21 protein-coding genes and 1 pseudogene are annotated in these 24,197 nt (G+C 58.3%); 8 read left to right on the top strand and 14 right to left on the bottom strand.

Going from position 1 to position 24,197, the window contains the following annotated elements; all coding sequences use genetic code 11:
• The first annotated feature begins 110 nt into the window (after positions 1-110).
• On the top strand, positions 111-935 hold the full coding sequence (locus tag ACZ889_RS24185; RefSeq protein WP_004574902.1) for a DUF2242 domain-containing protein: 825 nt from the start codon (positions 111-113) through the stop codon (positions 933-935).
• Between the two features lie 214 nt (positions 936-1,149).
• Here the strand turns inward: ACZ889_RS24185 and ACZ889_RS24180 are convergent, their stop codons facing one another.
• From ACZ889_RS24180 to ACZ889_RS24170, 3 genes are read right to left on the bottom strand one after another with little or no spacing between them, the layout of a single operon-like run.
• The gene (locus tag ACZ889_RS24180) at positions 1,150-1,644 is read right to left on the bottom strand and encodes a MaoC family dehydratase (RefSeq protein WP_476257893.1); all 495 of its coding nucleotides are present in this window, start codon (positions 1,642-1,644) and stop codon (positions 1,150-1,152) included.
• A gap of 14 nt (positions 1,645-1,658) precedes the next feature.
• Positions 1,659-2,492 (bottom strand): 3-methyl-2-oxobutanoate hydroxymethyltransferase, encoded by an 834-nt coding sequence (gene panB, locus ACZ889_RS24175; protein WP_476257892.1) that lies wholly within the window; start codon positions 2,490-2,492, stop codon positions 1,659-1,661.
• An 8-nt stretch (positions 2,493-2,500) separates the two neighbouring features.
• Positions 2,501-3,124, bottom strand: a complete 624-nt coding sequence (locus ACZ889_RS24170) for a LysE family translocator (protein WP_476257891.1) — start codon at positions 3,122-3,124, stop codon at positions 2,501-2,503.
• 134 nt (positions 3,125-3,258) lie between these two features.
• On the opposite strand from ACZ889_RS24170, the gene ACZ889_RS24165 reads away from it, so the two are divergent.
• Complete coding sequence (locus tag ACZ889_RS24165) at positions 3,259-3,717, top strand: Lrp/AsnC family transcriptional regulator (protein WP_476257890.1); 459 nt, start codon at positions 3,259-3,261, stop codon at positions 3,715-3,717.
• Positions 3,718-3,771: 54 nt separating this feature from the next.
• Here the strand turns inward: ACZ889_RS24165 and ACZ889_RS24160 are convergent, their stop codons facing one another.
• The gene (locus ACZ889_RS24160; protein WP_476258037.1) at positions 3,772-4,674 is read right to left on the bottom strand and encodes a GntR family transcriptional regulator; all 903 of its coding nucleotides are present in this window, start codon (positions 4,672-4,674) and stop codon (positions 3,772-3,774) included.
• Positions 4,675-4,989: 315 nt separating this feature from the next.
• Here ACZ889_RS24160 and phbB point away from each other — a divergent pair, with 315 nt between their 5' ends.
• Complete coding sequence (phbB, locus tag ACZ889_RS24155; protein WP_476257889.1) at positions 4,990-5,733, top strand: acetoacetyl-CoA reductase; 744 nt, start codon at positions 4,990-4,992, stop codon at positions 5,731-5,733.
• Positions 5,734-5,814: 81 nt separating this feature from the next.
• Positions 5,815-7,146, top strand: coding sequence for a CitMHS family transporter (locus ACZ889_RS24150; protein ID WP_476257888.1), 1,332 nt, complete (start codon positions 5,815-5,817; stop codon positions 7,144-7,146).
• Between the two features lie 409 nt (positions 7,147-7,555).
• On the opposite strand, the gene ACZ889_RS24145 is transcribed toward ACZ889_RS24150, so the two are convergent.
• From ACZ889_RS24145 to pyk, 6 genes are all read right to left on the bottom strand, one after another.
• Positions 7,556-8,314, bottom strand: a complete 759-nt coding sequence (locus ACZ889_RS24145; protein WP_110744491.1) for a TerC family protein — start codon at positions 8,312-8,314, stop codon at positions 7,556-7,558.
• A gap of 189 nt (positions 8,315-8,503) precedes the next feature.
• Positions 8,504-10,027 carry a 2,3-bisphosphoglycerate-independent phosphoglycerate mutase gene (gene gpmI / locus ACZ889_RS24140; RefSeq protein WP_476257887.1) on the bottom strand — a complete coding sequence of 508 codons (1,524 nt, stop codon included), beginning with the start codon at positions 10,025-10,027 and terminating at the stop codon, positions 8,504-8,506.
• Positions 10,028-10,037: 10 nt separating this feature from the next.
• Positions 10,038-11,663: an NADP-dependent glyceraldehyde-3-phosphate dehydrogenase gene (locus ACZ889_RS24135; protein ID WP_476257886.1), complete on the bottom strand. Its 1,626-nt coding sequence runs from the start codon at positions 11,661-11,663 to the stop codon at positions 10,038-10,040.
• 53 nt (positions 11,664-11,716) lie between these two features.
• The gene (tpiA, locus tag ACZ889_RS24130) at positions 11,717-12,472 is read right to left on the bottom strand and encodes a triose-phosphate isomerase (RefSeq protein WP_476257885.1); all 756 of its coding nucleotides are present in this window, start codon (positions 12,470-12,472) and stop codon (positions 11,717-11,719) included.
• Between the two features lie 15 nt (positions 12,473-12,487).
• Complete coding sequence (gene eno / locus ACZ889_RS24125; protein WP_476258036.1) at positions 12,488-13,789, bottom strand: phosphopyruvate hydratase; 1,302 nt, start codon at positions 13,787-13,789, stop codon at positions 12,488-12,490.
• A gap of 155 nt (positions 13,790-13,944) precedes the next feature.
• The gene (gene pyk, locus ACZ889_RS24120; RefSeq protein WP_110744487.1) at positions 13,945-15,393 is read right to left on the bottom strand and encodes a pyruvate kinase; all 1,449 of its coding nucleotides are present in this window, start codon (positions 15,391-15,393) and stop codon (positions 13,945-13,947) included.
• Positions 15,394-15,778: 385 nt separating this feature from the next.
• On the opposite strand from pyk, the gene ACZ889_RS24115 reads away from it, so the two are divergent.
• The 4 genes and pseudogenes from ACZ889_RS24115 to ACZ889_RS24100 all read left to right on the top strand — a co-directional run bounded on the left by ACZ889_RS24115 (position 15,779) and on the right by ACZ889_RS24100 (position 19,865).
• Entirely contained in the window at positions 15,779-17,077 is a 1,299-nt protein-coding gene (locus ACZ889_RS24115) for an OprD family porin (RefSeq protein WP_259139467.1), read from the top strand.
• Between the two features lie 106 nt (positions 17,078-17,183).
• Positions 17,184-17,948 (top strand): annotated as a pseudogene (locus ACZ889_RS24110) (MCP four helix bundle domain-containing protein); the annotation flags it as partial.
• Positions 17,925-18,815, top strand: a complete 891-nt coding sequence (locus ACZ889_RS24105; protein WP_476258035.1) for a methyl-accepting chemotaxis protein — start codon at positions 17,925-17,927, stop codon at positions 18,813-18,815. The pseudogene ACZ889_RS24110 and the gene ACZ889_RS24105, both read left to right, overlap by 24 nt.
• 111 nt (positions 18,816-18,926) lie before the next feature.
• Positions 18,927-19,865 (top strand): GntR family transcriptional regulator, encoded by a 939-nt coding sequence (locus tag ACZ889_RS24100; protein ID WP_476257884.1) that lies wholly within the window; start codon positions 18,927-18,929, stop codon positions 19,863-19,865.
• A gap of 5 nt (positions 19,866-19,870) precedes the next feature.
• On the opposite strand, the gene ACZ889_RS24095 is transcribed toward ACZ889_RS24100, so the two are convergent.
• The 4 genes from ACZ889_RS24095 to ACZ889_RS24080 form a co-directional block, all read right to left on the bottom strand.
• Entirely contained in the window at positions 19,871-20,932 is a 1,062-nt protein-coding gene (locus tag ACZ889_RS24095) for an AbrB family transcriptional regulator (RefSeq protein ID WP_476257883.1), read from the bottom strand.
• 7 nt (positions 20,933-20,939) lie between these two features.
• Positions 20,940-21,575: a 3-oxo-tetronate 4-phosphate decarboxylase gene (gene otnC / locus ACZ889_RS24090; RefSeq protein ID WP_110744482.1), complete on the bottom strand. Its 636-nt coding sequence runs from the start codon at positions 21,573-21,575 to the stop codon at positions 20,940-20,942.
• Complete coding sequence (gene otnK / locus ACZ889_RS24085; protein WP_476257882.1) at positions 21,572-22,843, bottom strand: 3-oxo-tetronate kinase; 1,272 nt, start codon at positions 22,841-22,843, stop codon at positions 21,572-21,574. Before otnK ends, otnC begins: the two co-directional genes overlap by 4 nt.
• Before the next feature lie 129 nt (positions 22,844-22,972).
• On the bottom strand, positions 22,973-24,043 hold the full coding sequence (locus ACZ889_RS24080; protein ID WP_110744480.1) for an isocitrate/isopropylmalate dehydrogenase family protein: 1,071 nt from the start codon (positions 24,041-24,043) through the stop codon (positions 22,973-22,975).
• Positions 24,044-24,197: the final 154 nt, after the last annotated feature.

Raw genomic sequence — 24,197 nt, 5'->3', positions numbered from 1 at the left:
CCTTTACCCAGATTTACACCAACCTGACAGATTCTTCACCGACCAGCGGTTCCTGTGCCTGCCTGCTGTGTTGCACAATAGGCACTTTCCCGACATACCCGGAATTCGCAATGACCAGATCTTCCGTCTTTGGTGCGCTCGGGCTGGCCCTGGTGCTGGCGGGCGTGACCGGTTGTTCCTCGAAAAAAGCGGCCGTCTACGAGCACGAGAACTTCGATGACTCGGGTACCTTCTCGCGCAGCTTTCCGGTGAGCGATGCCGGCTCTTGCGAGGCCGCCCGGCGTGCTTTGCTTAGCCAGGGATACATCATCACCAGCAGCGGCGCCAACCAGGTGGTGGGTAACAAGAGCTTTCAGCAAAACAGCGAGAACCACCTGCAGATCAGCTTCAATGTCACCTGTGCGCCGGACGTGAGCGACGATCAGCGCTCGACCATGTTCGCCAACGCCCTCCAGGACCGCTATGCGCTGAAAAAGTCCAACACCTCCGCCAGCCTGGGCGTGGGGGTGCTGGGTTCGGTGTCGATGCCGATCGGCTCCAGTGACGACTCGATGGTCAAGGTGGCCAGTGAGACGGTGACCGCGGCGCAGTTCTATGACCGCTATTTCGCCTTGGTGGAGAGCTACCTGCCCAAGCCGAAAAAAGTGAGCAAGGCCAAGGTCGAAGAGCCAGCGCCGAAGGTTGAAAAACCGGCGGCTGACCTTGGGCTTCCGGAGCAAGCGGCGGCAAACCCGGTGGCGCCGGCCCCGGCAGCTGCACCGTTGGTTGAGGCGACGCCTGCACCTGCGGGGGTAGCCCCGGCCAGCGAGGCGGCAGCGGCGCCGGTGCTGGATGATAGCCAGGGTTCGCAGCCTGTGGCCCCGCCGGCGGAAGCTGCACCCATTCAGGTGCAGCAGGATGCCCAGCCGGTCGAAGCCGCCGCCCCCTCCCTTTGATGGGTCGCCTGAACCGGCCTTTTCGCCGGCAGCCCGCGAAAGGGCCGGTTCAGGCTGTAAACATCCCCTGTTACAGACGCCCCGCGATAACTTTCTGAACATCTGAGCGTTACTAACGGTTAACGCATAAAATAATCAGGCTAATCAGATGGTTGCGAAAACTAACTTTTTTCTGCCTTTTAGCATCCAAACGACGATCGGCCACCTGTCACGATCAAGGATCGGCATCCATTGGTGTGGCGGCAGGTGTAACCGAAATCTGCTCGCCAAGCATTGATCGGAGCATCGCCCGTTCGACCTCGTTTGGCACGACCCCAGTTGTTCGTGCAGTCATAACGAGTTCTCCACCTTGGTTCTGCACCTTTATATCTGCCTCAGCCCGACCGCTTTCATCAATGCTGAGGATCCTCCACTCGCAGGTCAACGCTTCTCCTGGATAAACAGGGCGCTTGAATCCAAAGCTCATTGACGCGGCTAGCCAGCCGAGCTGACCTCCAATCTCGGTTACTAAACTGGCTGTCAATAAACCGTGAGCGATCGTTCCTTTAAAGCCTTTGGCTTTGGCATAGTCAGGATGGGAATGTATGGGGTTTTGATCCCTTGATATTTGTTCGAAGCTTGCAACTTCGGCATGGGTGAAGGTGCGTTTTATGCTGAAGGTATCCCCTACCTGAAGGCCTTCAACCGCCTTGCGACGTATTTCGCTCATGACTCACCCCTTTTTCAGAAAGTGTGCGCTGGGCCAGGGAAATTCCCCCCCGCTACATCTTCGGCAAACGCCTGCGCAGCATCGATCAAAACCTGACGCATGTTGGCGTATTGCTTGACGAACCGAGGTAGTGGGGTGCTCCGCAGGCCTGCCATATCCTGCCAGACCAAAACCTGTGCATCGCAACCATTGCCTGCTCCAATTCCCACTGTGGGAATAGAGACAGCCTGACTAATTTCAGTCGCCAAGGCACCAGGCACCATCTCGATCAGTAAGGCGAAAGCACCTGCTTGCTCGAATGCTTTGGCCGCTTCAAGGAGCCTTAGAGCGTCCTGACCTTTGCCTTGTACGCGATAGCCGCCAAGGTGATGTTCGGCCTGAGGGGTGAAGCCGATGTGAGCCATCACGGGGATTCCCGAACTGACCAGCTTCTGCACCTGAGGCAGCATCTCGATGCCGCCCTCCAGTTTCACGGCATGGGCGCCACCTTCCTTCATGAAGCGAACGGCTGTGTTGAAGCACTGCTCTGGGGTGCCTTGGTATGAGCCAAATGGCAAATCAGCAATGATCAATGCTCGCTCGCAGCTCCTTGAGACGGCTCGCACCAATGGCAACAACTCATCAATGGTCACTGAAAGAGTGGAGTCATAGCCGTACACATTATTGGCTGCAGAGTCGCCGACCAGAAGCACCGGGATGCCTGCCGCCTCAAAAATCGACGCGGTTAACATATCGTAGGCGGTCAACATCGCCCATTTCTCCCCCCGTTCCTTCATTTCACGGAGATGAGGAATTCGGACCCGTCGTGATGGACGGGTAGCGTAGGGTGCATTGGATTGATCAGGCATTTTATTGCTCACGATAGGGTGATGATTCGTTCGGCTGCAAGCACCACGGCGATCACAATCATTGCGGCTCCCGAAAAGCGACTGACCATGATGGCAGCGCTTGGACGCGTTCCAAGCACGGCACGAGCGCCGTAACCCACAGTGAGGTACACGACGCCGCAACTGAGGGCATGGACCATCCCCAGTGCCAGAATCTGGATCGAAACGGGCCAGTTGCCCAGAGGATTGGTGAACTGGGGTAGCAGCGCGAGAAAGAGCAGAACGACTTTGGGGTTCATGCCACTCACGCACAGTCCCTTGAGTGCCCAAGCCATCCAGTTGCCTTCATTGGATTCTGCTTCTTGAACTCGAGCAGCGGGTTTAAGCAACATATTCAAGCCAAGCCACAGCAGATAGCCGGCGCCCATCAGTGTAAGCGCCGACAGTGCGAATGGCACTTGAACAAGCAATCCACCGACACCTGCGGCCACGATGACGGTCGCCAGGAGGTGCCCTGACAACATGCCGGCTACCGCCGGTATAACAACTCGGCCGCGCAAGCCTGCAGATATTGCATAAGCCCAATCAACTCCTGGTGTGATGACGAAGAGAAATGAAACAGCCCAAAACGCTGCCAGAACGGACAAACTCACGATCAATTTTCCTTCAGAGTGAAAATGAGCAGGCCACAGGCTGGGTCTGCTGCGATAGAAGGATAAGTAAAATCGGGTGGTATTATCTTTCAAAGTGAGTCGAATACTGGATTAAGCGTGGAAGGTTTTTCTGAATGGACCGGATAGACAAGAAGATTCTTGCTGAGCTACAGCGCGATGGGCGCCAGTCGCTGACTGAGCTGGCCGAGAGAGTAGGATTGAGCCTCTCGCCGTGCCATCGTCGTGTCCGCGCGCTAGAGGAGGGAGGTGTCATCACCGGATACCGGGCTCATCTGTGCGCGACTGCCCTCGGCCTGAATTTCTCCTCACTTGTATTTGTGACATTGCGAGAGGGGCACCACCAGGCAGTGGCTGACTTTGAAAGGGCGTTGCCAGGTATTCCATCCATCATTCAGGCACAACGCTTATTCGGTGATCCCGACTACCTGCTGATGGTAGTAACAGCTGATCTGCCTGCTTTTCGAGAGCTCTATGATGAAGAACTCTCCAGGCTGCCGAATGTTCAGAGGCTGACGTCAACGTTGGTGATGAAGCATGTGATCACCGACCGCCCCCTGCCTTTGGGAAGGTGAGGGGAGGGCGTCGCCTGTCTCCCCAGGGCCTCGATCGTACGAAGGGGGCGTACGCTACTTTACGCTTTTGGCCTCATGGGCAGCTTTCAAGCGGCTCACATGATCCAAGTGCGAGCGAAGGAATTCGGCAGCCTGTTCGCGTTGGCCAGACTCAATCAGGTCTAGCAATTCGATGTGCTCGCGGCATTGTTGAATCAACCGCGGTCTGTCGACGTTGGACTTATAAGCCATGAAGCGGCGCAGCTGGTTTTGCCGACGGATGGATTCCAGGAAGAACGGATTGCCCGAACACCGCACGATCAGTTCATGCAACTGCGCGCCGATATGGAACAGCTGCGAACGAGACAGCGTAAAGATCTCGCCTTCCAGCAGCGTTTGCTGTGTTTTGCGTGCTTTAGCGAAAGCGGCTTTGTCTACCACATAGCCAGGTTCGAGGAGGGCGGCTGGTTCAACAGCCATGCGAAATCGGTAGCTCTGTATGTGCGCTTCGGAGTCGTGGAGAAAGGCATTGATGCTCCAGCCCTGGCCAGGGTTCCGTTCGATCATGCCCTCCCTGGCCAGCCGGTTGAGAACTTTAATGATCTGACCCCGCGGTACAGCGTACTTGCGCATCAGCTCAGCTTCGAAGAAGGATGCTCCGATATCCCCCGCCAACACGTCGTCGACTACCCGCAGGTAGAAGTCTTCGAAAGAATCAACCTCCAATGGCAGTTTCCCGGTATCGACACTGCGTGCATCGCAGGTCAGGAAAAACCCTCGGTTAGGCTCTTTGACGGCCAGTCCCAGCTCTTCAAGAAGCGCAAAGCCACGACGGATGGGGGATCGTGAAACGCCCAATTCCTTTGCGAAAGCTTCTTCTCTAAGCGGATCGCCGGCTCGCATTGAGCGCGCGCGAGCCATATCCAGGATCTTGGGTGCCAACTGGTTGGCAAGGTCTTTACGGATCGGAGAGGTCAAGGTGGTCAAGGTGTGTATCCAGCGATAGCTGCCCGGCTGGGTGAGGTCGATGCTCACTATATCGTATAGCTGAAGGTTGCGGAGCGTAACGGTCATTCGATGCAGGCAACCCGGATGTGATATTGCACTTGCAATTTCCAAAATGCAGTAGCAGAGTGGCAGAGGCCTGTCCGCAGGTTCGCCGTTCAGGGGCTCTAATCACGTGGGTTGCCTGTACAATTGCTCAGGATTGTATTCCTGCTCAATGAAGTCCAATATCAGGCGAGTTTTGCTCGCTAGCTGCTCCCTACAAAAAACACAAAAGGAGTAAGGTTTATGTCCAAACGCATCGCTTACGTCACGGCCGGCATGGGCGGCTTAGGTACTGCTATTTGCCAGCGTCTTTATCGTGACGGTTTTACCGTAGTGGTCGGCTGTGGACCCTCTTCGCCGCACAAAGCTGATTGGCTTGCCGAGCAGCACCGGAAGGGGTTCGACTTCATTGCCTCTGAAGGCAACGTCGCTGACTGGGACTCTTGCAATGCCACCTTTGACCGTATCAAGAAAGAAGTCGGTCCTATCGATGTGCTGGTCAACAATGCCGGCACAGCCTGCAATGTGGTATTTCGCGACATGCAGCCCGGGGATTGGGCAACTGTCATTGATACCAACCTCAATTCGCTGTTCAACGTGACCAAGCAGGTTATCGATGACATGGCCTCCCGGGGATGGGGCCGAGTGATCAACATTTCATCGGTGAACGCGCAGATCGGCCAGGTCGGCCAAGTCAATTATTCCACCGCCAAATCAGCCATCCGCGGCTTTACCCGCGCCTTGGCCCGTGAAGTAGGGTCGCGGGGCGTGACCGTGAATACGGTATCGCCAGGCTTTATTTCCACTCCCAAGCTCAAATCCGTGACCAGTACCGCCATGATGGATCGCTTGATCCACGACATTCCTGCACGGCGGCTTGGCACTCCCGAAGAAATTGCAGCCATTTGTGGCTGGCTGGCATCCGAAGAGTCAGGGTACGCAAACGGAGCTGACTTCTCGGTCAATGGCGGCTTGCACATGAGCTGACGGTTCGCCGTCTGTGACCTTGATGCGCCGAAAGAGCGCTGACCCACAACAATAATTGTATTTCAAGTCAAGGTGATACAAATGCTGTCATTTCTTGGATACGGCATGATCGTGACCTTCATGGCCCTGATCATGACCAAACGGCTGTCACCCCTGGTGGCCATGACCACCGTACCGATCGTCTTCGCGTTGATTGCCGGCTTCGGGCCGGACATGGGCGACATGATGATCGAGGGCCTGCGCAAGGTCGCGCCGACTGCGATCATGGTGATGTTCGCCATCCTCTACTTCGGCCTGATGTTCGACACTGGGCTGTTCGACCCAATCATCAAGAAGTTCATCAAGCTGATTGGCGGGGACCCGATGAAAGCGGTGGTGTTCGCCGCGCTGCTGGCAGGGCTGGTGTCGCTGGACGGTGACGGCTCGACCACCTACATGATCACGGTCACCGCGATGCTGCCGCTGTTCAAGCGCATGCGGCTGGACCCTCTGGCGCTGACCTGCGTGGTAATTCTGGCTGCCAGTGTGACCAATCTGCTGCCATGGGGTGGGCCATTGGCACGGGCAGCGGCCTCGCTGCAAGTGGAGACTTCCGAGCTCTTCCTGCCATTGATCCCGACGCTGATCATCAGTTTCCTGGGTGTCATGCTGCTGGCCTGGTTCATTGGTACCCGCGAACGTCAGCGCCTGGGACGCTTGCCGCAATCGCTGGGAGCAGCGGCCACGGTATTCGATGACGCTGATAACGAGGCTACGCCTTCACTGTCGGAAGAAAACGCCGAACTGCGTCGACCCAAATTGTTCTGGCTCAATGCGGGCCTGACTATCGCGCTGATGACTGGCCTAGTGCTGGAGATTCTGCCGCTGGCGATCCTGTTCATGGTGGCGTTCTCGATTGCGCTGGTAATCAACTACCCGCACATGCAAGACCAGCGCCGGCGCATCTCCGCGCATGCGCCCACGGCCTTGAACCAGATCGCGATCTTCCTGGCGGCCGGTATTTTGGCGGGCATTCTGTCGGGGACCGGGATGGTCGATGCAATGTCCAAGAGCTTCCTGAACATGCTGCCGGCGGAATGGGGCCCTTATATGGCACCTATCACTGCATTGGCGAGCATTCCAGGCACGTTCTTCATGTCTAACGATGCCTTCTACTACGGTGTATTGCCTGTGCTGGCCAAGGCCGCCGAGGTCTATGGCATCACCCACGCCGAGATCGGTCGGGCTTCGTTGGTCGGGCAACCGGTGCACTTGCTCAGCCCGTTGGTGGCATCGACTTACCTGCTGTGTGGGTTGGCCGGGGTCGAGTTCAGTGACCATCAGAAGTACACCCTGAAGTGGGCCTTTGCCCTGTGCATGCTGATCATGGTCGTGGCCATGGCGTTTGGCTTGTTCCCTTGGAGTGCAGGCTGACGTTCATTGTGGAATGCCGGTGCGGTCAGGAACCGCACCGGCTACTTGTCTCTCTGCAGTTCTGCGTACATCGCAAAAGCCCTAGCGTTAGATCCCTCATACCCTTCAATGCGTGGCGACCTCAGGCAGATCTTGCGGGCCGGGGCGCCACCGCCGTGACTAACACATCCGGTCAATCTCAAGCCCGTGGTTGGCCCTCCTTACTAGCGAAGCTGTGGGCAATGCAATTGCACCCATTTGAAATCCTGACCCAGCGTGCGGGGGCAGGTGCAAGCGTAAGCAACAGCAGTCGACATCGGATAACGTGTGCCACTACTCGGTACTTCGCCGTCGTGGGACAGGCTTTCAGCTTGATTCAAACGCATTGGGGCCGCATAAGCGGCCCCAATCTGTAGTACGAGGAAGGTGCTCAGTCGGCTTTTGCCAGGTTACCTTCACCTGCCTCATCCTGAGCTTTTTCACGGCGGGTTCGCATACGGATGTTCAAAGCTTCCACTGCCAGCGAGAACGCCATTGCGAAGTAGACATAGCCCTTGGGTACATGCACGTCGAAAGACTCTGCGATCAGCACGGTACCGACCACGACCAGGAAGGACAGCGCCAGCATCTTCAGGCTTGGATGGCGCTCGATGAACGCGCTGATAGTGCCGGCGGCCATCATCATCACCATCACCGCGACGATGATCGCGGCAACCATCACGGGCACATTCGAAACCATGCCCACGGCAGTGATGACCGAGTCGAGCGAGAAGACGATATCGATGATGGCAATCTGAATGATCGTGGCGATGAATCCGCGTCCGACACCTGGGGCGTCGGAGGCTTGTTCTTCTTCACCTTCCAGGCTTTGGAACATTTCAGTACTGCTCTTGTACAGCAGGAACAACCCGCCGAAAAACAGAATCAGGTCTCGCCCGGAAATGCCTTGGCCAAAGACTTCGAACAGGTCGCGGGTGAGCCCCATGATCCAGGTGATCGAAAGCAGCAGCAAGATGCGCGTGACCATCGCCAGCGCCAGCCCGAAAAAGCGGGTGCGCGCACGCATATGCGGCGGCATGCGGCCGACGAGAATGGCGATCATGATGATATTGTCAATGCCAAGGACGATTTCCAGGGCGGTCAGGGTGAAGAAGGCGACCCAGATTTCTGGGCTGGTAAGCCATTCCATATCAATTACCTATCAGTGTCTAAGCCCTGCAGTCAGGATGCGCAGGCGGGAATAAAAAGGAGGCGGTCCCGTTGGGGACCGCCTCAAAGACGCGCAGTAGCGTCACCGTGGAGCACGTCATCGATGGCAAGGCAGGGTGACCAGACCACTCCCAGCCCATCCATGACCTGATGGTCCCCTGAAGACCGATCAGTTGGTAAGCAACGAATGACCTTCCATCTGTGCCGGCAGTGGGAGATTCATCAATTGCAAAAGCGTGGGGGCTATGTCGCACAGCCTGCCGTCGCGCAAGCCTGTATTAGCCACGTGACGGCCCACCAGAATTAGCGGCACCGGGTTCAATGTGTGAGATGTGTGGGACTGCCCGGAGTCGGGATCTGTCATCTGTTCAACATTGCCGTGGTCGGCGGTGATCAGGCACTGTCCATCGATCTTCAAAATCGCTTCGACTACGTTAGCAAGGCAGTTGTCGAGGGCCTCGACGGCCTTTACTGCCGCGTCGAATGATCCGGTGTGTCCGACCATGTCGCCATTGGCGTAATTGCACACTACCAAGTCAAAACGTTCGCTTTCGATCGCTTCGACCAGGCGCTCGGTCAGTTCTGGCGCACTCATCTGCGGTTGGAGGTCATACGAGGCCACGGCGGGCGAGGGGATCAGGATGCGCTCTTCGCCGGGAAAAGGCTGTTCGCGCCCGCCATTGAAGAAGAATGTTACATGGGCATACTTCTCCGTCTCGGCGATACGCAATTGTCGCTTGCCCAGACCCGCCAGGTATTCGCCCAGGCTGTTGACGATGCTTTCTGGCCCAAACGCGAAGGGGCAGGGCAGGTCTTCGGCGTACCTGGTCAGTGTCAACAACTGCGACGCTGGCACTACAAACGGCCGCTCGAAGCCAACGAAATCTGGCATGACCAGCGCCTGGCACAATTGCCGTGCACGATCCGGGCGGAAGTTCATGAACAGAAGTGCATCCTGCGGCTGCAGCGGAACCGGCTCACCGATGATCGTTGCGGCAACGAACTCGTCGCTTTCGCCACGTTCATACGCCTGTGACAATGCCTCGCTGGCAGAGCTGGCCTGAAACTCGGCCTGACCCTGAACCATAGCGCGGTAGGCACTCTCGATCCTCGGCCAACGATTGTCGCGGTCCAGCGCAAAATAGCGTCCGACCAGCGTAGCGATACGCCCACGGCCTGACTGTGCAAGCGCTGCCTCCAGTGCCTCGATCGATTCACTAGCGCTTTTCGGCGGCGTATCTCGGCCATCGAGGTAGGCATGCACATAAAACCGCTTGACGCCCAACTCCGCCAAAGTCTTGCAGGCTGCAGTGATCTGCTCGATGTGGCTGTGGACACCGCCGGGCGACAGCAGCCCCATGACATGGACCGCGCCGTCACGCTCTACCGCCTGGTCGACCAGTGACCTCAGGGCAGCATTGCGAGCGAAGTCCCCGTCGGCAATAGCCTTGTCGATGCGGGTAAGGCTTTGATACACGACCCGTCCGGCGCCCAGGTTCATGTGCCCCACCTCAGAGTTGCCCATCTGGCCTTCGGGCAGGCCAACGGCCAAGCCCGAGGTCGCGATCTGACTATTTGGGTAGTGCGCCAGTAGTGAGTCCAGGTTCGGCGTGCGGGCCGCTGCCAAGGCATTGGACTCGCTGGCCTCACGCAGGCCGATGCCGTCCAGGATGATCAATGCACGGGTGCTCATCGCCGGGCCCTCAGAAGATATAGTCGGTCGTGAGGAAGCTCGACTCACGATTACGAATGATCTTGCTGATCAGTTCTTTGTTGCTGCCTTGGAACTTGGTGGCAACCAGGGTGCGGATGGAGAACACACGCAGCGCATCGTGAACCGACAAGGTACCTTCAGCGCTGTTTTTACGGCCGTTGAATGGATAGTTGTCCGGGCCGCGCTGGCACTGGGCATTGATGTTGATGCGACCCACCTGGTTGGCGAAGGCATCGACCAGACGACCCACCTCTGCACTGTCATTACCGAAGATGCTCAATTGCTGGCCGTAGTCAGAGTCCAGAACATAGTCGATAACCGTTTTCAGATCGCGATACGGCACTACCGGCACCACGGGGCCAAACTGCTCTTCGTGATAGACGCGCATCTCGCGGCTGACTGGGAAGAGTACTGCCGGGAAGAAGAACGAGCCGCGGACATCGCCCCCCCCTTCGTTGACCACTTGGGCGCCCTTGGCTTTAGCATCAGCGACAAGGGTGGCGAGGTAGTCGGTCTTGCCCGGTTCGGGCAGTGGCGTGAGCGAAACACCCGGCTCCCAAGGCATGCCCGGCTTGAGCGCGGCAACCTTGCGATTGAATTTATCAAGGAATGCCTCTACCACATCCTCATGTACGAAGAGGATCTTCAGTGCGGTGCAGCGCTGGCCATTGAAGGACAGTGCGCCGGTAACCGCCTCTTCCACGGCATTGTCCAGATCTACCTGGGGCAGCACGATGCCAGGGTTCTTGGCGTCCAGGCCGAGCGCAGCGCGCAGGCGGTGCGGGCGTGGGTGCAGTTTCTTCAAATCGCTGGCAGCCTTGTGGGTGCCAATGAAGGCAAACACATCGATCTTGCCGCTGGCCATCAGTGCGCTCACGGTCTCGCGGCCGCTGCCGTAGATCACGTTGATGACACCAGCCGGGAAGCTGTCGCGGAAGGCTTCGAGCAGAGGGCGAATCAGCAGCACACCGAACTTGGCCGGTTTGAATACCACAGTGTTACCCATGATCAGCGCGGGGATCAGGGTGGTAAAAGTCTCGTTGAGCGGATAGTTGTAGGGGCCCATGCACAGCGTCACGCCCAGCGGTACTCGGCGGATTTGGCCAAGTGTGCCTTGTTCAAGCTCGAATCGGCTTGAGCGACGATCGAGGTCTTTCAGAGCGTTGATGGTGTCGACTATGTAATCGCAGGTGCGGTCGAATTCTTTTTCAGAATCCTTCAGGTTCTTGCCGATCTCCCACATCAGCAACTTGACGACGGCCTCGCGCTGCTTGCGCATGCTGGCCAGGAAAGTTTCGACATGCTGGATGCGTTCAGCCACGCGCATCGTCGGCCAGGTACCTTGGCCATTGTCATAAGCCTTGACCGCTGCATCGAGGGCGACCAGCGCGGTGGTGGCATCGAGCAGCGGCGCACTGCCCAGGATGACTTGCTGCTCGCCCGTTGCGCTGGCCAGGTAGACCGGGCTGCGCACTGTGGCCACTGGACCGTCCCAGTGGCGTAACTGGCCGTCTACCAGGTACTCACGCTGTTCGATCGGGTCGCCCAGACGGTAGGCCTCCGGGACTTGCTCGGCGGTGGGGAAGAGGGTGCTGAGGGGGGCAATCGAATTCATGCTTTTACCTTTCTTGTGTTTCTTGTCTGAAGGCGCACGGTTGCGCGATTGAGTCAGGCGCGAGCGGCTTTGCAGATCGCACCAAAGGCTGCCGGGTCCAGCGATGCGCCACCGATCAGGCCACCGTCAATATCGGCCTGCTCGAACAGCTGCGCTGCGTTATCTGCTTTGACACTGCCGCCGTAAAGCAGGGGAATGCTGGCGGCAGCATCCGGATCCTGCTCGGCCAGAAGCGCACGAATGTGCTGATGGACTGCTTGGGCCTGGGCTGGCGAGGCTGTCTCGCCAGTGCCAATTGCCCAGACCGGTTCATAGGCAATGACGCCACGGGCAAGTTGCTTTATCCCGACTTGCTGCAGAACCGCTCGCAGTTGTGCGCCGATCACTGCATTGGTGTTGTCCGCCCGGCGCTGATGGATGGTTTCGCCAAGGCACAGGACTGGCACCAGGTTTGCGCGTAATGCCGCCTCGAATTTCATCGCCACCAGCGCGTCAGTTTCGCCATACAGGCTACGGCGCTCGGAATGGCCGACGAGCACGTAATTGCAGCCTATGTCGGCAAGCATTTCGCCGCTGACCTCGCCAGTGAAAGCTCCTTGTGGGCGTTCGCTGAAATTCTGTGCGCCCAGCGATACACTGGAATTGCCCAGCAGATCAGCAACTTGGGACAGGTATGGCAATGGCGGGCAGATGGCGATCCGTACGCCTTGCAATTCGCTGAGTGTCGGCAGCAGGTTGTTGATCAGTTGCTCATTGGCAGCACGAGTGCCATGCATTTTCCAGTTCGCGATTACAAGCTTTTCGTTCATGTGCGGTTCTCTCTATCAGCCGCGTTGCGCGCGCAGTGCATCAGTGCAGTAGGGCGCCTGTTCCAACAGGGCTTCTTCGATGCGCAGCAGGCGGTTGTACTTGCCCACCCGGTCAGAGCGACACAGTGAGCCGGTCTTGATCTGCCCGGCACGTGTGCCTACCGCCAGATCTGCGATAGTGGTGTCTTCGGTTTCGCCTGAACGGTGGGAAATCACGGCGTTGTAGCCCGATTGCTGAGCCAGGCGGATGGCGTCGAGCGTTTCGCTGAGGGTTCCGATCTGGTTGTATTTGATCAGGATGGCATTGCCCACGCCTTGGCTGATCCCCTCGCGCAAGATGGCCGGATTGGTGACAAACAAATCGTCACCGACCAGCTGGGTGCCTTTGCCCAGTGCCTGGGTCAGCAGGGCCCAGCCGTGCCAGTCGCTTTCATCCATGCCATCTTCGATGGACAGGATGGGATAGCGGTGACGCAGCTGACCGAGGTAGTCGGTGAATGCGGCGCTGGAAAATCGCTTGTTCTCGCCAGCAAGCACGTACTCACCGTCGTGGTAGAACTCTGAGGCTGCGCAATCCAGCGCCATGCTGATATCGACGCCGACTCGGTAGCCTGCACGTTCGATGGCTTCCTGAATCACCACCAATGCTTGTTCGTTGGAGTCCAGGGACGGGGCAAATCCGCCTTCGTCACCCACAGCGGTGCTCAGGCCGCGCTCTGCTAGCACTTTCTTCAGGGTATGAAACACTTCAGCCCCCATGCGCAGGGCTTCGCTGAAGTTCTGCGCGCCGATCGGCTGGATCATGAACTCCTGAATGTCGACGTTGTTGTCGGCATGCTCGCCGCCATTGATGATGTTCATCATGGGTACCGGCATGCTGAACTGGCCGGGTGTGCCATGCAGCTCGGCGAAGTACTCGTACAATGCCAGGCCCTTGGCTTCGGCAGCAGCCTTAGCCGTGGCCAGAGAAACCGCCAGGATTGCATTGGCCCCAAGCGTGCCCTTGTTGTCTGTGCCGTCCAGCTCAATCAGAGCTTGATCGATTGCCCGCTGATCAAGTGCGTCCAATCCTTTCAGGTGGGCAGCAATTGCCTGATTGACATGTTCTACCGCGCGCAGCACGCCCTTGCCATGGTAGCGGTTGCCACCATCTCGAAGCTCCAAGGCCTCGCGGCTGCCCGTTGATGCTCCCGACGGTACGCTGGCGATACCTTGCTGGCCACCCGCCAAAGTGACTTGTGCTTCCACCGTGGGATTGCCACGCGAGTCGAGGATTTCACGTGCGGTGATTTGGGTGATGAGGGTGGCGTTGATCATGGTGTCTGGTGCCCCTGTTTCGAAGGTCGGATCCAGCAGCTCCTGCTGCTCTGCATGTTCCTGGCGGAAATCGAAGTCACGCGGCCAACTGCCAGGTGCCGGATGATCAGATGAGACGTTGTGTGTGGACTGGCTCACTGGCAACCTCCTGCTTCTCAGCGGATTTCATCGCCCACGCGCACTACGCGCAGGGTATTGGTACCGCCTTGGTTGTGGGCATGGTCGCCTCGGGTAATCAGCACATGATCACCGGCACTGACCACACCCCGCAGGACCAGGGCTTGCACTGCACGGTGATTGACTTCCTCGGGGAGCATGTCATCGCTGTTCAAAGGCAGGGTCTGGACGCCACGGAACAAGGCCACGCGCGTTTGTGTACGCGGGTTGTCCGAGCATGCGTAAATCGGCAGGTGCGAGCGGATGCGCGACATCAGACGGGGTGTATCGCCACTTTCGGTCAGGCTGATGATCGCCTTTACGCCATGCAGGTGATTGGCGGCGTACATGGCGGAGAGGGCGATGGTTTCGTCGATTCGCTGGAAGACTTCATCCATGCGGTGTTTTGAACGTTGCGCCTGCGGATGACGTTCAGCGCCGGCAATGATGCGTACCATTGCTTCCACTGTCTGCACTGGGTAGGCACCGGCAGCGGTTTCGGCGGACAGCATCACGGCATCTGTGCCATCGAGCACGGCATTGGCGACATCGAACACTTCGGCGCGGGTTGGCATGGACTGCGTGATCATCGACTCCATCATCTGGGTTGCCGTGATCACCACTCGATTCAAAGAGCGCGCACGATCGATGATCAGTTTCTGCACCGCTACCAATTCGGCATCGCCGATTTCCACACCCAGATCGCCACGAGCGACCATGACCCCTTCGGAGGCTTCGATGATCGCATCGAGGATATGCCGATCAGCGACTGTCTCAGCACGTTCGATCTTGGCGATCAGGCCTGCTTCAGCGCCTGCTTCATGCAACAAACGACGCGCCAGGTGCATGTCCTCGGCATCGCGCGGGAACGACACAGCCAGGTAATCCACCTGCATCTTCGCTGCGGTACGAATGTCCTCGCGGTCCTTATCGGTCAAAGCAGCGGCAGATAGGCCCCCGCCCTTGCGGTTGATGCCCTTGTTGTTGGAGAGCGGACCGCCGACCAGCACTTCGCAGACCAGGTGGTGCGCATGAGCCTCGAGTACCTGCAGCTCGACGCGTCCATCGTCGAGCAACAGGATGTCCCCTGCGCGGCTGTCGCTGATCAGGGCCTCATAGTCGATACCCACTGCTTCGGCAGTACCCGCCTGCTTATCCATTTTAGCGTCGAGGATGAAGCGCTGCCCTTTGTTGATCGTCACCTTGCCTTCTGCAAACCGGGCAATCCGAATTTTCGGGCCCTGCAGGTCGGCCAGGATAGCGACAAAGCGATTGTGCTTGCGGGCCATCTCACGCACCAGCGCTGCTCGAGCAATGTGCTCGTTGGCCGAGCCATGGGAAAAGTTGAGGCGCACCACATCAACGCCGGCGCGCACGAGGCCCTCGATCGCCTCCGGTGATTCAGTGGCGGGTCCCAGTGTGGCAACTATTTTTGTTCTTCGCTGCATGGCTCAGCTTCCTTCAAAGCGGACGTCTGGTAAGAAAAGGCAGTCAGATCAATTGGATATTTGGGTCCATACATCCAAATAAGGTTTTGGCTTGAACTCAATCTGAAGGCTGCCATTGAGCAAAATTCATGGCTTCATCAGGCGGTTTTTGAGGATGGGGAGGACTGCCTGGCGAGCGAAAGAAGATTCGCATATTGACACTTACAAATGCAATGTTATTTTTGGAGGGCAGCGCTGCTGGTGGGCGTTCGTTTCTGGCATTGCCTGCCAGGACCTCATCAGGGGGCTGCTGCGCCGCAGTGCGCATAGCTTGTTTAGATCCACAACAAGAAAGCCCGGCAATGGCAGGCCAGGGCACTAACTTCTAAACCAGGAATACTTGACGATGCATGCAGTGACTCAGGGGTTTACCGCGTTGGCCGTTTCGCTCGCCTGTGCTGCGGCGCAGGCTTCGGATCAGTCGGAATCAGCGGGTTTTATCGAAGGCAGCAGCCTTCGTCTGCTCAACCGCAATTTTTACTTCAATCGCGATTATCGTGATGCCGAGCCTGGTGATCAGAGCTACCGCGAGGAGTGGGCGCACGGGATCATGGCGTTCTATGAGTCTGGCTTCACACAAGGCACCTTGGGTTTTGGTGTGGATGCCTTTGGTTTGCTTGGCTTGAAACTTGACAGTGGGCGAGGGCGTTCCGGCGCTGACCTGTTGCCGGTCGATAGTGATGATCGCCCGGAAGATGACTACTCCAGCGCCGGCGCCGCTGTGAAAGTGCGTTTATCCAACACCGAGCTCCGCTACGGCAACATGCGCACCGAGGCGCCAGTGTTCGCAACCGGGGATTCGCGACTGTTGCCAGAGACCGCAACCGGTCTGTTGCTGCAAAGCAAAGAAATCGATGGCCTTGATCTGCAGGCGGGGCATTTCACCGCCTACAAGCTGCGGGACTCCAGCAACCAGGATGACGATCTTTATCTCAATTACGGTGAAAACCGCATTGGCAAGTCGATCGATTTCGTCGGCGGCACCTATGCCTTGAGCAAGCAGCTCAGTGCTAGCCTTTATGCCTCGGATTTCGATGAAACCTGGCATCAGTATTACGGCAACCTGAACTATGTGTTGCCGCTCTCCGATACCCAGTCCCTGGACATGGACGCCAACCTCTACAAAACCCGGGATGCCGGCAAGGCGTTGCAGGGCGAGATCGATAACACCACCTATAGCCTGGCGCTGGGCTATGCGTTCGGCGATCACAAGCTGACCGTTGCGTACCAGGACGTAGATGGCAACACGCCTTTCGATTTTGTTGGCGGCGACTCTATTTTTCTCGCCAACTCCGTCAACTACTCGGACTTCAACGGGGCAAACGAGCGCTCCTATCAGGTGCGCTACGACCTGGACTTTGCAGGCTACGGCGTGCCGGGCCTGAAGTTTTCTGCACGCTACCTCAAGGGTGATCATATCGATGGCACCAAGGCCGATCCCCTGGGTGGATACGCAGGGCTGCAAGGTGAGGATGGCAAGCACTGGGAGCGTAACCTGGACCTGCGCTACGTCGTGCAATCGGGCGCTGCCAAGGACCTTTCCCTGCGTTTGCGACACACCACTCACCGTGCCAACGAAGCTCAGGCAGAAGGCGACGTGGACGAAGTGCGCGTAATCGTCGAGTACCCGCTCGAACTGCTCTGAGCCGTCACTGCGACTTGTTCGTCGATGCCGGGCCTGTTCGCGGGCCTCGTATCGGCGCAAGTCATTGTTGCGATTCCCGTCCGGGAACAAAGGAAACCTTGATTAGATGAACGTCAGAATGATCGGTGTAGGACCGCGAGCTGCTATCGGCTTCGCGTGCCTGGCGCTGTTGAGCGTGCTGTTGGGCGCGTTTGCGCTCCAACAAATCCGTGTGGTACAGGCTGAGGCTCTGGATATCAAGGATAACTGGCTGCAGCGCGTTCGCGCCCTGGGTACGGCCAATGCCGCCTTGAATCGCTATCGAATGGGGTCGATGCAGCACATCCTTTCAGTTAGCCAAGAGCAGATGCAGACGTACGAAGAACGTACAGCAGGTCGCCTTCAGCAAGTGCGCGAACAAATGCAGCGATACGCCGGGCTGTTGCAAACCGACCAAGAGCGTACCGGCCTCGAGGACTTTGTGCGTAGCCTTGAAACCTATGCAAAGCATCATCAGGCATTACTGGCCGTTTCGCGTACAGGCGACAAGGCAGGGGCACGTGCTTACCTCATGTCGGTGCGTGATGCATACGATGAGATGACACGCCAGTTCGACGCGTTGATCGAACAGGCTGATGAGGGCGCTCAGCGCGCCAACCTGCGATCGGAAACCGCGTATTCCAATGCGATCAAGGGAGTCGTGCTGGTGGTACTGTTGGTCTTCGTCTGCACCGGGTTGATCGCGTGGCTCCTTATCACCAGCATCACTGCACCCTTGCGGTCGGCAGTACAAATTGCCGAACGGGTTGCCGAAGCGGATCTGAGCCAGGTGATCACGCCAACGGGTAACGATGAAGCGACGCGGTTGATGCAGGCCCTGAAGCGTATGCAGTCGAACCTGTTGCAGACACTGCGACAGATCGATGGCTCGTCTACGCAGCTGGCAACAGCCGCCGAGCAACTTAATGCCGTTACCGAAGAGGGGCGACGGGACAGTCACATGCAGCACAGTGAGATCGAGCAGGCGGCTACCGCGGTCACCCAGATGACCAGCGCAACCGAGGAAGTCGCTCAGAGTGCGGCCATGGCCTCGCAGTTGGCACACGAGGCACGTGAAACGGCGCTCCAAGGCAGGCAAAAGATGGAGGAGGCACTGGCTTCGCTCAATGGTCTGATACGCGATGTGCTGGCCAGTGCCAGCCAGGTTGAAGGGCTTTCAGGGGCAGCGCAGGGGATCGGCCGGGTACTGGATGTTATCCGTACGATTGCCGAGCAGACTAACCTGCTCGCACTCAACGCCGCGATCGAGGCTGCCCGTGCAGGCGAAGCGGGGCGGGGTTTTGCAGTGGTCGCAGATGAAGTGCGGGGCTTGGCTCACCGTACGGCAGAATCTACCCGTGAGATCGAAGCCATGATCACGGCGATGCAGCGGGAAACCGGGGCCGCAGTGCAGACCATGCACAACAGTACCAGCCGAACCCAGGAAACCTTGGCCCTGGCCGAGGCAGCCAGCGTCGCGCTGCAGGCGCTGCTTTCTAGCAGCGAGCAAATCAATGAGCGTAATCAGGTCATCAGTTGTGCGGCGACCGAGCAGGCGCAGGTGGCCAGGAGCACGGACCGTAACCTGCTGGCAATCCGTGAGCTGTCGATACAGACGTCGGCGGGTGCCGCTCAGACCGCAGCGGCAAGCCAGTCGCTGGCCCACTTGGCGTTGGAACTCAATGAACTGGTGCGACAATTCCGCATGGCGCCCCGCTAGTGGTGTCTGCCGCCTTGAGCAGGTTCTAGCGTATACTTGCATTTACCGGCGCCGATAATCAAAGGATTGGCTGCTGATCTCTCCGGTTTTACAACGTATCGGTTCAGGCATATGGCATCAAGCACCCTAGTCCAGCGCATTGTTTTTGACATAAAACACAAGATCCAGCTTGGCGAAATTACCACTGGAGCGCATTTGAGTGCGCAGAAAGTCGCTGATGACTTTCATGTGTCGCGCTCACCTGCTCGGGAGGCGTTGACGCTGTTGGCCGAGCAGGGCGTCCTGGAGCAGATTCCCAACCGGGGCTTTTTTGTAATTGGCATTGCTGACGGCTTGACTGAAGCACTGGATGAGATCACGGCGACTGAAGAACCCCCAGAGTACTATCAGCTTTCAGAGGATTGGCTCAACGATGCAATTCCATCGGAAGTCACCGAGAAGTACCTGCGAGAGCGCTACGACCTGACCAAGTTTCAGGTCATCGATATTCTAAACCGAGCGGCGAAAGTTGGCTGGGCCGAGCCCAAGCCAGGTTACGGCTGGCGGTTCCTGGATGTGGCGAAAACCCCAGAGACGCTCCAGCAGATTTACAAGGTCCGGTCTCTGATCGAGCCCGCAGCTTTGCTCGAGAATGATTTTGCGTACGACCTCGATGTGCTCAGGCGTCTTAAAAAGGAGCAGAAGGACCTGCTGTCCGGCGGCATCGACACACTGCCGGCCGATGTCCTGATGAAGTCCGGTATCCGCTTCCACGAGGATTTGATCAAGTTGTCCGGCAACCCGCTGTACCACATGATCCTCAAGCAGCTGAACAACATGCGTCGCTTGCTGGAGTACCGCTCCATGATCGACCGCAAGCGCCTCTACACGCAGTGTGCCGAGCACCTTCGGATGATCGAGTTGGTCGAGGAAGGAAACAATCTGGAAGCAGCGCATCTGATGAAACGCCATCTCAGTGGGTCGCTCGCCCGCAAGTCGCCGATTCTGGAGCGCAGCAGGCCAACGGAGACGCCCGCGGATACGGTCGAGGCGGGCGTTCCTGTTTCGTGAAGGCGCTAGTCCTGCTCTTGTTGCTCGTTCACGACGTCACCCTGGCGTGCCAGCCATAGCTTGAGCACAGGTTCTGCGCATAACATGACCACCACCAGGCGCATGATCTGCATAGCGGTCACCATCCCTGCTCCCAGGTGAAGGGCTTCAGCGGTAAGGTACATCTCAGTGCTGCTGCCCGGCATCATGCCCAGCGCCAATGACAGCACTGGCATACCTGTCAGCCAGCCGAAGCCCCAGGCGAACAGGAAAGTGCCAACGATCATCGACAGGGTAAAAATCACCACCTTCATCAGGTATAGCGGCGAACGACGGAAGAAGCCTCGATCGAAGAAGCTGCCCAGGGCACAACCAATCATCAATTGGCCATAGTGGCTCATCTCTACCGGGAGTGCTGTTCGCAGGTCGAACGTTGCCGTCAGGCCAGCGCACAGGGCCATCGGGCCGAACATCCACGGGTTCGGCAGGCCCATCCGTCGCCACAACACTGCCACCAACGCACCCCCTACCAGCATGGGGCCGAGCCACTGCCACTGGGCTGCAGGGCGCAACGGTTCGGTTACGCCTGGGGTAACTTGCATCAACAGGAACATGGCGGCAGGCACGCTGAGCACGATCAGCACCAGGCGGATGCTATGAGCCGCAGCGATCTGACTGACGTCAGCGCGGTGGCGCATCCCCAGTTGGATCATTTCGGCAAAGTTTGCCGGCATGAAGGCGAAGTAAGCGGTCTTCAGGTCCATGCCCTGGCGCCGCATGAAGGCGATCCCGGCAAGGGCGAGTAACAGGGTAAGAAAGGCTGCCGCCAGCATCATCGGGAAATGGCCGACAATTTCATGGACTACAGGTTGGGTGAAATGCAGGCCGATGGAGGTGGCAATCATCCACTGGCCTGATTTACGTCCGTTTGGAATCTCGGCAATCAACCAGCCGCTGCAGCGGACGAAAATCACCGCTAGCATCGAGCCTATGATCCATGGCAGGGGCCAGTGCGCCGCACTGGCCAGAAGGGCGCCGATGATGCCTACCAGAGGTGTTGCCCACCAGGTTTTCAGGCTCGCAAACATGTGCCATTCACTTCAGAGGATAGAGGCGCCGCAGTTCGGCAATTTGCTCGGGGGTCAGGGTCTTGAACTTGTGCTGGAAGATCAGCAGGAACAACTGGGCGGTAGCCTCGAGTTCCTCGGTTGCATCTACAGCGGCGTTCAGGTCACTGCCCGCCACCACGGGGCCATGATGGGCCAACAGCATGGCGTGATGCTTGCTGGAAAACGAGCGGACTGCTTCTGCCAGGGCCGGATCCCCCGGGGCGTAATAGGGCACCAGCGGAAGTTTGCCGACGCGCATGGCGTAGTAGGCAGTAATCGCCGGCAGCAGGTCGTCCGGGTCCAAGCCATCCAGTACCGAGACGGCTACCGAGTGAGTGGAATGCAGGTGAACGACGGCGCCACTCGTGGGGCGCTCTTGATACATGGCAAGGTGCAGCATCAATTCCTTGGAGGGCTTGTCGCCGCTGATATGCCGGCCTTCCCAGTCGAGCTTGGTCAGTCGTGCAGGATCGAGTCGGCCCAGTGAAGAGCCGGTTGGCGTAAGCAGCCAGCCGTCATCCAGACGCACGCTGATATTACCTGTGCCCCCATGGGTCAGACCACGGTCGTACATGGACTTGCCGAGCAGGACAATCTGTTCCCGTTCCTTGTTCTCGTTCATGGCGCCAGCTCCAGGGCTTTGATGAAGAAGTTGCGGGTACCGAAATTACCGGATTTAAGTGCCAGCGCTGTCGGGTGCTCACCCAGGCCAAGCGTCCATGGCACGCCCGGGTCGATAGGTGCACCGATTCTCAGTGCATCGACACCCAACGCCTTCACTACTGCCCCGGAGGTTTCGCCGCCCGCGACAACGAAGATGTTTACGCCCAATTTTCGTAGACCCAGAGCAATCTGCGACAGCGCACGTTCGACAATTTCGCCGGCAGCGGCAATGCCAAGTCGCTCCTGAACTGCTTTGACTGCTTCGGGGCGAGCGCTGCCGTAGATCAGTACCGGTCCTTCGCCCAGCAGTGGTTTAGCCCAGTTCAGCGCCTCAGTAACCTGGTCATGCCCGTCGGCGAGGCGTAGCGGGTCGAGCGCGAAGCTCGGACGACCACTCTGCTGCCAGAATTCGACCTGGCCGTTGGTCGCTACCGAACAGCTACCGGACAGTACCGCAGAATGACCTTCGATATGGGGTAGCTTGGCGGCACAAGAAGCGCCAGGCAGCAGCCCTGCGCGTTTGAAATTATCGGGTAGGCCGATTGCGACGCCAGAACCGCCGGTGATCAAAACATGGTCTGCGGCAGCTTCGCCGATAACCTTGAGGTCCAGGTTGCTCACAGCATCGACGATAGCGTATCCGCTGCCATCTGCCTGGGCCTCGGCGAACGCTTGGCGTACCGCGCTAGCGCCTTGATTGACGATGTTGTGGGGAACCAGGCTGACCTTGCGCTTGGTTTGCTGTTGTAGGACGCGCACGAGATTGGCGTCAGTCATCGGCGTCAACGGGTGATGGCGCATGCCGGACTCACTGAGCAGTTCGTTACCAACGAAGAGGTAGCCGTTGAAGAGCGTGCGCTGGTTTTCCGGGAATGCCGGGCATGCCAGTGCAAATGGCGCGTTGAGGGCTTCGAGCAGGGCGTCTGCGACTGGGCCGATATTGCCTTGCGCAGTGGAATCGAACGTCGAGCAATACTTGAAGAAGAACTGACGGCAGCCGGCCTGTTTGAGCCAGTCAAGTGCTGCAACTGATTCTTCAATGGCTTCGGCGGCGGGGAGGGTGCGGGACTTCAACGCAATGACTACGGCATCGACATCAGCGTCGATCGGGCCGTCGGGAACGCCTATCACCTGCAGCGTGCGCATGCCTCCGCGCACCAACATGCTGGCGAGGTCGGTGCCGCCGGTAAAGTCGTCGGCGATGCAGCCGAGTAAGGGTTGGGTCACGGGCAGTTTCTCCTGTGCAATTGTTGGGCGGCGTAAAACGGGTTCAACCCCGCAGGAGCGGGAAAAGCCGGCGACGACAGCGCATCGCCAGCTTGGTAGGTTCCAGCAGGGTTTACGGCGTGCGGTCGATCAGCCGGCAATCACTGCTGCAACGGCTTCACCGAAGGCGGCGCAACCCAGCTTGCCGCCGAGGTCGGCAGTGCGCTTGGCTGGATCTTCCAGTACGACGTCCACTGCCTGCTCCATGGCCTTGCCCGCTTCGCCCAGCGCAGGCTTGCCGTGCTGCTCGCCCATCCACTGCAGCAGCATCGCAACCGAGAGAATCATCGAGACAGGGTTGGCCTTGTCCTGGCCGGCGATGTCAGGCGCCGAACCGTGCTGGGCCTGAGCGCAGCAGTGAATGTCGCTGGCCATCATCGAGCCGGCGAGGCCGAGGCTGCCGGACAGTTCGCTGGCCAGGTCGCTGATGATGTCGCCGTAGAAGTTGGTTGCAACCAGCACGTCGAAACGCTCAGGGCTGCGCACCAGGTGAGCGGTAGAGGCGTCGACCAGCAGGTCGTCGACCTTGACTTCCGGGAAGTCTTTGGCCACGTTGCGCACGCACTCTAGGAACAGACCATCGGTCATGTGGAAGCTGTTGGCCTTGTGGATCGCTGTGACCTTGCGGTTACGCTTCATGGCCAGCTCGAAGGCGCGACGGGCGATACGTTCGCTGCAGTGTCGAGTGATTTTGCGAGTCGACAGAGCCATGTCCGGCGATGGCATGACTTCACCCCAGCCGCGGGACATGTTGCGGTCCGGATAGAAGCCTTCGGTGGCTTCACGCATGATCACCAGGTCCATGGTCTTGCCAGGCTTCATGTTCGACTCGAGGAACGAGCGGGTGCGCGCCGGGCGCACGTTGGCGTACAGGTCAAGACCGATACGGAAGCCAGCGGAAACGTTGCGGCCGCCTTTCTCCGGCGCTGGGTAGTCAGCATGGGACTGCGTGCCCAGGATGATGCCGTCGTAGGTCTTGGCTTTTTCCAGAGTCTCGTCACGCAGGGTAGTGCCGTACTTTTCCAGGCTGACGAAGCCGACATCGTCGTAGTCAAAGCTCAGGCCAAGATCAAATTTCTTGTTGGCAGCATGCAGGGCCGACATCGAAGATTCGACGATTTCAGGACCGATACCATCGCAGGGAAGAACCAGAATACGCATCACACTCTCCTAAGCATTTTTGTTCGTAGATAAAGCGGCTCGTCGCTACTTCGTTAGGGTGTACGTTGCGGCGACGAAGTACAATCATCGAAGCGATTCGTTGCCGCCCCGATCGATGCTGTCCACTGGAGCAACCCGCTGCCGCCCCGGCCTT

The sequence above is a fragment of the Pseudomonas sp. TE3895 genome (assembly GCF_056278855.1).
This window is presented reverse-complemented; position numbering and strand designations above follow the sequence as displayed.